Below are 11,337 nucleotides of genomic sequence, written 5' to 3'. Positions count from 1 at the left end.
AAAGATGGCAAACACAAAAAAATAGTACTGTAAATGAACTTTAAAAAGACAATACTTGGTATAGCTGCTTTCCTATTCATGATTGGGATTTCATCGGCGCAGACTAGGGCTGAACTTGAAAAACAGCGTGAGAAACTCAACCGCGAAATTGCTGAATTACAAAATACGGTCAAAGAGATTGCAAAGGAAAAATCACTGACCCAACAACAAGTGACAGCATTGAGTAAGCAGATTAATTTGCGCGAGCAGAAGATAAATACCATTACTTCGGAAGTCGCTGTAATCAACAAACATATCAATGCCAATACCGCTGCCGTAAATAAGTTGAAGGCTGAATTGGAGAAGATGAAACGTGACTATGAAAAGATGGTGATGTTTGCGTTCAGAAACCGAAATGCCTATAATAAATTGATGTTTATTTTTGCATCAAAGGATTTTAATCAGGGGTTCCGACGGGTTAAGTACTTACAACAGTTTAATGATTCTAGAAAGCTGAAAGCTGCTGATATCGAAAATACCAAGAAACAGATTGAACAAAAAATAGCTCAATTGCAGGCGGACCGAAACAAACAGGTTGCCTTGATGAAAGAGCAGGAAAATGAGAAAAGAACAATATCTCAACAGCGATCTGTTTATTCTGGACAATTGAGTGAATTGATTGTTACAGAGCGCGGTGTCAAGAAAGATATTACCCAAAAGCAAAAAGAGGAGCGTCGTATTAATGCGGCCATTAAGGAGATCATTAGAAGAGAAATTGAGGCTGAACGTCGACGGGCTGAGGCGGCACGTCGTGCGGCAGAAGCGGCTGCTGAGCGTAACCGCAAAGCGAATGAGTCTACATCAACTACAAAAGGTAAGAACAATACAAGTACGAAAGGCAGTAATACTACTCGAAAATCAGATTCTGAAGTCTTACGTAGCACACCGGAAGCAGTCAAACTTTCAAATGACTTCAGATCTAATCGCGGTAGTTTACCTTGGCCTGTTTCTAATGCGAAGATTATGCAAGAGTTTGGTTCGGAAAGTGTCGGTAGAAATGTCAATTGGGATCACGAAACTGTTAAAATACAAACATCAAGCGGTTCGGCTGTGAAAGCAGTATTTAATGGAGAAGTTTTGAGTATAGTATCGATGATGGGGCAGCGTATTGTCATGATTAAACACGGTGAATACTTTACTGTGTATATGAATTTGGCTGGTGTAAGTGTTTCAAAAGGGCAAAAAGTAAGCACGGGCCAAACTATAGGAACGGCTGATGTGGACTCGGATACGGGAGTTCCGATGGTAGAATTTTCTGTGCTACAAGGAACAACACCGCTGAATCCGATGTCATGGTTGGCGAGATAAGAAATAATTACTATATTTAATAATTATCATTACATTTGTAAAGAGAGAGAAAAGTTTTAGTTTAAAAGAATTGAAAAACAAGAAATTATAGTTATGTCAACATCATTATTAATCATGGGAATCGGGGGGCAAGAGTTAATTGTCATTGTAGTAATATTGTTACTATTATTTGGTGGCAAGAAGATTCCTGAATTGATGCGCGGATTGGGTAAAGGAGTTAAGGAATTTAAAGAAGGCCAAAAAGATGAGTCTTCACCTGAAAAAAAATCTGAAATAGAAGATAACAAATAAGGGAGGTTTTGATCCCATATAGCATGGATACGATTTTGTGAGGAACAAAATCGTATTTTGTTTTATACTCGACCTACAGCTAAATAGGGCGAAAACCATTTTTATACTAAAATCCATTTCTAAACGTTTAGATTATTGTTGATTTTTCAGCAGATGAATCAAACTCGGATTTAACAGTAAATTTATGATCGGAAAACAGACGTTAATTTCAATACTAGGAGGGGTATGCTATGTACTACCACTCATGGCCCAAGAAAGCGCTGTAGAAGGCATGAAAGAAGCCGCCCATACCTTCTTTCAAAAAAGTATCGAAAAAGAAAAACAAGAGATTTACCAATACCTTGACAGTATAAAATCTTCCGGAAATAACGGGAAGCATGATGCTGAAATTACAGATGAAGATATACAGCTCGTGCGGAAACTGAAAGCAATAGAACGTGAGGTTCCATTGGACTACTCACCGCGAGTGAAAGATCTGGTTGCTAAATATACGTCGGATAATTATAACCCTTATATGTGTAGGATGATGGGACTAGGGCAATACTATTTCCCATTGTTTGATAAAATCATGGATGAAGTTGGAGTGCCACGGGAACTCAAATATCTAAGTGTAGTCGAATCATCATTAAATCCACGCGATATCTCCAGTGCCGGAGCAACAGGCTTATGGCAATTGATGTATTATGAAGCCAAAACTTATCATCTTACAGTGGACAGTTATACCGACCAACGTATGGATCCGATTGCTTCTAGTTATGCCATCGCAAAAATCTTAAAAGAAGCTTACGATGAATATGGCGATTGGCTATTAGCGATAGCATCCTATAATGGTGGTAAAGGAGCGGTTAGCCGTGCGATCCAACGTTCCGGAAAAGAGAATGCTACTTTTTGGGATATCGCACCATATCTAACACAACAGACCCAAAACTATATCCCTAAGTTCATCGCAATGACATATGCGATGAAATACGCGGACGAAAATGATATCAATGCTGCGGATACTGAACTTTCACTAAGAACTCAAGCATTAGATATCAATAAACGGATTTCATTGAACCAAATAGCGGATGCTTTACATGTCTCAAAAGAGACATTACGTGCATTGAATCCTAGTTTTAAAAGAAATGTATTAAATGGTACCGAAGAGTCTCCATTGCGATTGGTGTTACCTGTCTTGGATAAAAAGATTGCCTCAGAAGAATTGTATGCAGCTCTCAACACACCAATATCTTCCGCAACTCTTAGTCAGACGGAAAATTTGAGTGAACCTTTACAAAATGGCAAATATAAAGTGAAAGTTGGTGAGACATTCGCTTCCATTGCTGACAAGTTTGAAGTAACAGTACAGGATATAAAATCGTGGAATAACCTGCGCGGCAATCAAATTGTCCCTGGACAAAACTTACTGATAAAAAAGGAGGATGATTTCGTAAACGCGAAATTAGCTCGTAATACAGAAAGATCTTCAAAGAAGAATCAACAGCATGCCGCTAGCGCTACACGTACAGCTTACTATGTCGTGAAGAAAGGCGATACTTTATCTGATATCGCAGATAAAAATGGTACATCAGTCGGTCGACTTAAAAGTGAAAATGATTTAAACGGAAGCCGGATAAAACCGGGGATGAAATTGAAAGTCTCAAAGAAATAACAGCATGGTTTAAATTAACCATGCTGCATCTTCTTCTTTATCAAATTCTTCAAGAGTAACGGTAACATGTTCTCTTAATATCGTTGAAAGCTTCGTGCCATAGTAGTCACTAAATATAGGGAACTTATGGTGGCTTCTATCAATTAATACAGCCGTTCTCATTTTCTTCAGTGGAACGTTCAAAAATACACCCAGTCCATAAGCTAAGGCTCTACCACTATTCAACACATCATCAACCAAGATGATGGTCTTGTCTTTTGCAATATCAACAGGTATGTCTGTGCTTGCACTCAGTGATCTACTCGTTTTCTTCATGGTAACTTTAATCAGCAGAATTTCTTTCGTTGAAATCTCCTGTAAAATTGCTTGAAGGCGTTGCGCAAATACATAACCCCGGTCGGCAATTCCTACTAATACAAGTGTTTCATCTTCAAAATTGTCTTCCAAAATTTGATAGGCAATCCGAATAGATTTTTGTTTTATTTGTTCTTTATTTAAGATGAGCGTTTTCTTTGAAGACATAATAGTATTCCAATGATTATAGGGTAAAAATAGGATATTATATTGTATAAAAAAAGTCCAAAACGAGTTAAACGCTTTGGACTTTCCTAGATCGAACCGATCTTATTAATTCAATTTATTATCTTTTTCTGCTTTTAATATTTCTGCAGTAAGCGATCTATTATCTTCTGGTAAGCGACCGCCATTGTAATAATAACGTCTCCAGTATGGTTCATCTAAATTGCTGATCATAACTCCTTTGCTAGATGAGGCATGTGCAAATTTATTGTCGCCAATATAAACACCGACATGGGTGATACTTTTACTTCTAATTTTGAAGAATACCAAATCACCTGCTTTTAGCTCATTTTTTTCGACAGTTTTGACTTGAGAATATTGATTTCTGCTATTATATCCTAACGAAGTATTAAATACTTTGTCGTATAATTCATAAGAAAATTTAGAACAATCAATGCCTCTTTTTGAATCTCCTCCTAGACGGTATGGAGTACCCAACCATTCGTAAACAAATTGATAAAGTTTGGTATTTGTTGTTGCTGAGACTGCAACTCCCATAATTTGTGAAAAGTATTCTTTCGCTAGGTTATCAGGATCTGATTCTGGTTTGGAGTTTCTGTTGGTTTGTGCCTGCGACACTAGACATAAGCCGATAAATAGCATTGACGCTATAAATTTCTTTGTTTTCATTAAATCGCTTTTTTGTACAACATTTAACTTTTAAAAATTCAACACTGTCATCTATTTTGGACAGCACTGTTGCGAATATAATACAATATCAGTTTAAGGTCAAATTTATTTTAAGGTATTTAACGAAATTTTAACAATTTTAACATCTTTATCGGACCCACCTGGACTTATTGAAAATTAATGGTTCTGTCAATCGTCGGCTACATAAAGTAGATTGTTTGCTACACTTAAAAAAAATGTCTATCTGATAGAATACCACTCTATTTGGGTTCCCATTGTGAATCTTAAAAAAAATATTAATTTTCTTTGGTAAAGTGATAATATTTGTTCTATATTTACAAAACATAAGCAATAGCAATGAACACAAATACAATTATTACATCGATTATTATTACCACCGGGATAAAACTCAGGAGGAAGTAGTTTCGTTGTATATAATTGTAGACACAATATTTAGAAGCGCTTTCCTCGACAAAGGAAAGCGCTTCTTTTTTTAACACAAAAATCATCAATCTAAACAAACAGTATAAAATAGTATGAAAGTTTTAAAATTTGGAGGCACATCGGTCGGTACGGTAGAAAGTCTAAAGGCGGTCTTAAGTATTGTAAAAAAATCTTATGATGCAAAGGAAAAGCCATTGGTTGTGTTATCAGCTATGTCTGGTGTAACGAACTTGCTTACCCAGTTGGCTGAGGACGCTGCAGAAGGAAAGTCCTTTTCAGATGGCCTAAAGTCCCTGGAAGATAAGCATTTTACGGTTGTTAAAGAGCTTCTGGCTGTGAAATATCAAAATCCTGTATTTACAAAGCTAAAGTTGTTTTTTAATGAGATAGAAGATCTCCTCCAAGGAATTTTTGCGCTAAAGGAGCTGAGCAATCAAAGTAAAGATTTGATCCTTAGTTACGGTGAGCGTTGCTCAAATTATATGGTATCTAAGGTGATGGAACAATATATTCCTGAATCTCTATTTGTAGATGCATCCCATTATGTGAAAACAGATTCAAATTTCGGTAATGCTCATTTAAATGAAATGCTAACCGAGCAATTGGTCAAATCCTTGTACATAACGCATCGTGATAAGCTGCTGTTTGTTACAGGTTTTATCGGAAGTAATGAAAATGGGCGTATTACCACCTTGGGAAGAGGTGGATCAGATTATACTGCAGCGATCTTCGGCTCAATACTGGACGCAACAGCCATTGAAATTTGGACAGATGTGAATGGGATGTTAACCGCCGACCCACGTATTGTGAAGAAAGCTTTTTCCCTGCCTGTATTATCATATACAGAGGCAATGGAATTATCTTACTTCGGTGCTAAGGTGATTTATCCTCCTACGATGATTCCGGCTTTCTTAAAGAAAATACCGATTGTTATTCGAAATACTTTTGAACCTGATTTCTCAGGGACTGTGATTCAGTTTGATAGTGGAAAAACCGCTCTGCCAATCAAGGGAATTTCTTCGATCTCCGATATTTCTGTCATCAATCTGAGTGGATCAGGGATGATCGGTAAGTCGGGTTTTAGCGGACGGCTTTTTACGCTATTGGCTAGAGAGCAGATCAATGTTGTGCTAATCACTCAGTCTTCTTCCGAACATAGCATTACATTTGCTGTCAATCCATCAGATGCCAAACGTGCTATACAATTGATCGAAGTGGAGTTTGAGCTTGAAATCCAGGCGAATAAACTGGTCGTTCCTGCGATTGAAGAAAACCTGTCTGTATTAGCCATCGTTGGTGAAAATATGAAAAAAACTCCCGGTATGTCCGGTCGGTTATTTGCAGCGCTAGGACGGAACGGTATTAACGTCCGGGCTATTGCGCAGGGCTCATCTGAATACAATATATCTGTAATTATTGGTAAGGAAGATTTAGCAAAGGCACTTAATGCGGTACATGACGCGTTTTTCGCAGAGCTGAAGAAAACTTTGCATGTATTTAATATCGGTACCGGTAACATTGGTGCAACTTTATTTAAACAATTGGAAAATCAGCATGAATTCCTTTTGGATAAAAATGATATTGAAATTAAGGTTGTTGGAATCTCCAATAGCCGTAAAATGCTTTTTAATACCGAAGGTGTTGATTTAAATAATTGGTCCGATGAACTTGCTAAAAATGGAACTGAATCAGACCTGGCATTGTTTATTGATCGAATGAAGGCACTGAATTTACCGAACTGTGTATTTATCGATAATACTGCAAGCAAATTACCGGCGACCTACTACGAAGATATCTTTAAATCCAATATTTCGATCGTCACTTGCAATAAAATTGCGAATTCAGGTAAATACGAGCAATATAAAACACTCCGTGATACTGCTCATCGACACGGTGTAGATTTCTTTTATGAAACAAATGTAGGTGCTGGATTGCCTATCGTCAGGGTGCTTAAAGACTTGATGTTGAGTGGTGACCGTATCGTGAAGATAGAGGCTATTCTTTCAGGGACAATCTCCTATATTTTTAACAATTTTAAAGCAGATGCTTCTTTCTATGATGTCGTCAAACAGGCTCAGGAGCTTGGATATACCGAGCCAGATCCAAGAGATGATTTAGGTGGTATAGATTTTATGCGTAAAATGCTCATCTTGGCAAGAGATGCCGGGTATGCTGTTGAGGCCGAAGACGTAGACCTCGGCGCAATATTACCTCCAGCATGTTTGAAAGCAGATACTGTAGATTCTTTTTATACAGAATTGCAGCAAGAAAACGAATATTTCGAAGCAATGAAGAAGAAAGCTGCTAATGAAAATAAAGTAATCCGTTATATCGGGAAATTGGAAAATGGAAAAGTATCCATTGCGATTCAGTTTGTTGATGAAAACCATCCTTTTTATGCTTTATCAGGCAGCGATAACATTATATCGTTTACAACAGAGCGCTATAAAGAACGTCCCCTCGTAGTAAAAGGTCCTGGTGCGGGGGCTGAGGTGACAGCTGCCGGTGTATTTGCAGATTTGGTAAATGTTGGAGCATAAAAACTATTCAAGGAAAATAAAAATTACGTGATGGCCAATAATTTAAATGTGGAGTATCTCAAGGATAAGGTGATAAATTTAGACAGTATGCTGTCGGAAGTTCGTGTTTTTGCGCCTGCAACTGTCGCAAATATGATCTGTGGTTTTGATATATTGGGTTTTGCTGTCGAGGAACCCGGTGATGAGGTGGTTATGCGGCGCACGCAACAACCTGGAGTAACGATTCGGGAAATAACTGGCGACGATGGAAGACTACCACTCGATCCCGGTAAGAATACGGTATCTGCCTGTGTTCAATATCTATTACAAGCCTTGAATATCTCTTCAAAGGTAGGTGTCGAAATTGAATTGCATAAACATATGCCAATTGGATCGGGACTTGGCTCCAGTGCAGCAAGTACCGTGGCTGGGCTTTTTGCCATCAATACCATGCTTGGAAACCCTTTGACAAAAGAAGAATTACTGCCATTTTGTGTTGAAGGTGAGCGTTTGGCTTGCGGTACGGGCCATGCCGATAATGTTGCCCCGGCGCTTTATGGAGGCATAACATTAATTCGGGGAAATGAACCTTTGGATGTTATTTCCATCCCTTCACCAAAAGAGCTTGTAGCAGCGGTCGTTTTTCCACAGGTCGATGTTCCCACACGTGACGCAAGACAACTTATAAAAGATAAAGTGCTGTTAAAAGACGCCGTGACACAATGGGGTAATATCGCGGGATTGGTTGCCGCGTTGTTCAAGGAAGATTATGATCTTATTGCGCGAAGCATGAAAGATATTCTTATTGAACCAACCCGTGCAATTTTAATTCCTCAGTTTTATGAAATGAAAGAGATTGCCTTGAAAAATGGCGCCTTGAGTTTTGGTATTTCTGGCTCAGGACCTTCCGTCGTTGCAATAACACGGGATGAAAAAATAGCAAAGGATATTGCCGACAAAATACAAACTCATCTCAAAGAAAATGAAATTGATAGTTTTGGCTATGTTTCCCGTGTCAATGTGGAAGGACCCAGAATATTAGATTAAAAATTATTTAAGGACAGAAACGAGGTTTATAAAATCTTAGGTTAATTGATCATTGCCTCAGAAAAGATAATAAAATGAAATATCCACATTCTAAAGTCAACACGAATGAAAATAACAGGATGTTTTATCGGCCTTTACAAAAAGATTATTTACATATGAAATTTTATAGTACAAATAATAAAACATTAGAAGTCTCCTTCAAAGATGCGGTCTTCAATTCTCTCCCTGCAGACAAAGGATTGTATATGCCTGAAGAGATACCACAATTGGATCCGCTGTTTATTAAGAATATTCAACAGTATTCCTTGCAGGAGATTGCTTTTGAAGTAGCTTCTACACTATTGGGAAATGATATTCCCAAAGACGATTTAAAACAGATTGTGAACGATGCCATCAATTTTGATGCTCCTGTAAAATTCTTGACCGACAGCACCGCTGTGCTTGAACTATTTCATGGGCCATCTTATGCCTTTAAGGATTTTGGGGCTCGCTTTATGAGTAGGGTCATGGGCTATTTTTCAAAGACTGACGATAAATTACTGGACGTACTTGTTGCGACATCAGGCGATACCGGTGGAGCTGTTGCCTTGGGCTTTTTGGGAGTAGAAGGAACACGTGTGACGATACTATATCCTAAAGGTAAAGTCTCGGAGGTTCAGGAATTACAACTGACCACTAATGGACAAAATATTCGTGCTATTGAGGTAGAAGGAACCTTTGACGATTGTCAGGCATTGGTAAAACAAGCCTTTAGTGATGCCGAACTTAATGCTATATTGCGTTTGACTTCCGCTAATTCAATCAATATAGCACGGTTGATCCCACAGACATTTTATTATTTTTATGCGTATGCACAATTGAAGTCACAAGGAGTCAATGAGGTCGTATTTACAGTGCCGAGTGGTAATTTTGGTAATATTGGAGCTGGTTTATTGGCTTATAAAATGGGACTTCCAGTGAAACATTTTGTAGCAGCAACAAACGTCAATGATACCGTTCCTAGATTCCTTTCTTCAGGTAAATATGAGCCACTGCCTTCTGTTCAAACCCTAAGCAATGCCATGGATGTGGGAAATCCAAGCAACTGGGTACGTATACAGGATCTCTTTGGCGGAAATGTGGCTGAATTAAAAAATATGCTTTCTTCTTATACATTTACAGATGAAGAAACAAAAGAAGGAATGCAGAAATTACTTGAAGAATCGGATTATATCGCCTGTCCGCATACAGCAATTGCCTGGCTTGGCGCTCGTGCTTATGCAAATGAGTACCCCGGTCCGTATGCTTCAGTTTTCTTATCGACAGCACATCCCTGCAAATTCCCGGATGCAATAGCCGCAGATGTATTCGAAAAAATAGTTTTGCCTGTCGGCGCAGAAACATTGCAAGGAAAAGAGAAATTAGCAGAATCTTTGAAAGTTGATTTTGAAGCCTTCAAAAAATATTTAATCAACCATAACTAAACGTTGAGGGCTCCTTAGGAGCCCTTTTATTTTTATTCAGAAATAGTTGAGTTTTTTGGATTAAAAGGATTTTTGGGAAATATATAATGTATTGAGGATGTTAGATTGTTTTATCCGGAAAGTTTCATCAGGATGTCGAATTAATAAGTTAATTTTGCAACAATGAAATCAGTTTATTTGAATAAGGGTAAGGATAAAGCTGCCTGGCAATTGCATCCTTGGGTATTTTCTGGAGCAATTAAATCATTGTCCGATAAAATTGAAGATGGCGAAGTTGTTGGCGTTTACAATGCTGAACGTGAATTTATTGCCTATGGTCTATTTCACAATAGCTCGCGTGTAGCCATTCGTTTATTGGAGTGGAACCCTCAAGCACAGATTGATGCAGATTGGTGGCGTGCCCGAGTTCAGAAGGCTGTTGCAGCAAGACAGCATCTGTTGCAAGAAGGCGTTACCAATACAGTTCGTTTAATCTTTGCTGAAGCAGATTTTCTTCCTGGACTTATTGCAGATAAATACGCAGATTTTATATCCATTCAGATTCATTCAGTTGGGGTGGAAAAAGTCAAATCCATTATTATAGATGAATTGAATGCTTTGCTGCAACCCAAAGGAATTTATGAGCGCAGTGATCTGAAATCCCGCGAACATGAAGGATTACCCGATACCAATGGACTTTTGTTTGGAGAACTTCCATCTGAATTTGTCGACGTTATCGAAAATGGCATTCATTATAAGGTTAACATTATTGATGGGCAAAAATCGGGATTTTATTGCGACCAACGTGAAAATCGCCAGCTAACGGCCAACTACGTTTTGAATAAACGAGTCCTAGATTGTTTCTGCTATTCCGGTGGTTTTACGTTAAATAGTTTGAAAAGTGGCGCTGCAGAAGTCATATCTGTAGATAGTTCTGCACTGGCTATTGAAACCCTGGAAAAGAATATTGTTGAAAATGGTTTTGAACCTAGTCGACATAAAGCAATATTGTCTGATGTAAACAAGCAATTGCGTAAATTCATTGATGAAGGGGAAAAATTTGATCTGATTGTCCTGGATCCACCGAAATATGCACCCTCTCGATCTGCATTGGAAAGAGCATCAAGGGCGTATAAAGACCTGAATCGCCGCGGATTGATGTTGTTAAATAGCGGTGGTTTATTAGCGACATTTTCTTGTTCAGGTGCGATGGATATGGATACGTTCAAACAAGTGCTCGCTTGGGCTGCACTGGATGCCGGTAAGGAAATTCAGTTTATCAGACAATTTCATCAACCTGAAGACCATCCTGTCCGGGCCTCGTTCCCCGAAGGTGAATATCTGAAAGGATTGTTGGTACGCGTATTGTAATTATTATATGAAGGTA

Annotated in this window: 9 protein-coding genes; 7 read left to right on the top strand and 2 right to left on the bottom strand. The window is 38.3% G+C overall.

Translation table 11 applies throughout. The features are described from left to right. The first annotated feature begins 33 nt into the window (after positions 1-33). From K2F45_RS23535 to K2F45_RS23525, 3 genes are all read left to right on the top strand, one after another. Positions 34-1,347, top strand: a complete 1,314-nt coding sequence (locus tag K2F45_RS23535; RefSeq protein WP_248932532.1) for a murein hydrolase activator EnvC family protein — start codon at positions 34-36, stop codon at positions 1,345-1,347. A gap of 93 nt (positions 1,348-1,440) precedes the next feature. Beyond that, entirely contained in the window at positions 1,441-1,638 is a 198-nt protein-coding gene (gene tatA, locus K2F45_RS23530) for a twin-arginine translocase TatA/TatE family subunit (RefSeq protein ID WP_088162917.1), read from the top strand. Between the two features lie 184 nt (positions 1,639-1,822). After that, on the top strand, positions 1,823-3,289 hold the full coding sequence (locus K2F45_RS23525) for a LysM peptidoglycan-binding domain-containing protein (RefSeq protein WP_088162916.1): 1,467 nt from the start codon (positions 1,823-1,825) through the stop codon (positions 3,287-3,289). Between the two features lie 9 nt (positions 3,290-3,298). On the opposite strand, the gene K2F45_RS23520 is transcribed toward K2F45_RS23525, so the two are convergent. Together K2F45_RS23520 and K2F45_RS23515 are read right to left on the bottom strand one after the other, a co-directional pair. After that, positions 3,299-3,811, bottom strand: a complete 513-nt coding sequence (locus K2F45_RS23520; protein WP_070563077.1) for a phosphoribosyltransferase family protein — start codon at positions 3,809-3,811, stop codon at positions 3,299-3,301. A gap of 105 nt (positions 3,812-3,916) precedes the next feature. Continuing rightward, positions 3,917-4,498 (bottom strand): C40 family peptidase, encoded by a 582-nt coding sequence (locus K2F45_RS23515; protein WP_046671999.1) that lies wholly within the window; start codon positions 4,496-4,498, stop codon positions 3,917-3,919. A gap of 536 nt (positions 4,499-5,034) precedes the next feature. Between K2F45_RS23515 and thrA the strand changes: the two genes are divergently transcribed. The 4 genes from thrA to K2F45_RS23495 all read left to right on the top strand — a co-directional run bounded on the left by thrA (position 5,035) and on the right by K2F45_RS23495 (position 11,321). After that, entirely contained in the window at positions 5,035-7,482 is a 2,448-nt protein-coding gene (gene thrA, locus K2F45_RS23510) for a bifunctional aspartate kinase/homoserine dehydrogenase I (protein ID WP_088162915.1), read from the top strand. 87 nt (positions 7,483-7,569) lie between these two features. Next, positions 7,570-8,508: a homoserine kinase gene (locus K2F45_RS23505; RefSeq protein ID WP_088163765.1), complete on the top strand. Its 939-nt coding sequence runs from the start codon at positions 7,570-7,572 to the stop codon at positions 8,506-8,508. A 155-nt stretch (positions 8,509-8,663) separates the two neighbouring features. After that, the gene (gene thrC, locus K2F45_RS23500; protein ID WP_088163763.1) at positions 8,664-9,971 is read left to right on the top strand and encodes a threonine synthase; all 1,308 of its coding nucleotides are present in this window, start codon (positions 8,664-8,666) and stop codon (positions 9,969-9,971) included. A gap of 162 nt (positions 9,972-10,133) precedes the next feature. Then, on the top strand, positions 10,134-11,321 hold the full coding sequence (locus K2F45_RS23495) for a class I SAM-dependent rRNA methyltransferase (protein WP_075994142.1): 1,188 nt from the start codon (positions 10,134-10,136) through the stop codon (positions 11,319-11,321). The last annotated feature ends 16 nt before the right edge of the window (positions 11,322-11,337 follow it).

This window comes from Sphingobacterium siyangense (assembly GCF_023277505.1).
GTDB lineage: Bacteria > Bacteroidota > Bacteroidia > Sphingobacteriales > Sphingobacteriaceae > Sphingobacterium > Sphingobacterium siyangense.
This window is presented reverse-complemented; position numbering and strand designations above follow the sequence as displayed.

Bases quoted from the DNA above. Each gene is read 5' to 3' on its own strand.
- K2F45_RS23535 (WP_248932532.1), top strand. From the start codon at position 34: ATGAACTTTAAAAAGACAATACTTGGTATAGCTGCTTTCCTATTCATG.
- tatA (WP_088162917.1), top strand. From the start codon at position 1,441: ATGTCAACATCATTATTAATCATGGGAATCGGGGGGCAAGAGTTAATT.
- K2F45_RS23525 (WP_088162916.1), top strand. From the start codon at position 1,823: ATGATCGGAAAACAGACGTTAATTTCAATACTAGGAGGGGTATGCTAT.
- K2F45_RS23520 (WP_070563077.1), bottom strand. From the start codon at position 3,811: ATGTCTTCAAAGAAAACGCTCATCTTAAATAAAGAACAAATAAAACAA.
- K2F45_RS23515 (WP_046671999.1), bottom strand. From the start codon at position 4,498: ATGAAAACAAAGAAATTTATAGCGTCAATGCTATTTATCGGCTTATGT.
- thrA (WP_088162915.1), top strand. From the start codon at position 5,035: ATGAAAGTTTTAAAATTTGGAGGCACATCGGTCGGTACGGTAGAAAGT.
- K2F45_RS23505 (WP_088163765.1), top strand. From the start codon at position 7,570: ATGCTGTCGGAAGTTCGTGTTTTTGCGCCTGCAACTGTCGCAAATATG.
- thrC (WP_088163763.1), top strand. From the start codon at position 8,664: ATGAAATTTTATAGTACAAATAATAAAACATTAGAAGTCTCCTTCAAA.
- K2F45_RS23495 (WP_075994142.1), top strand. From the start codon at position 10,134: ATGAAATCAGTTTATTTGAATAAGGGTAAGGATAAAGCTGCCTGGCAA.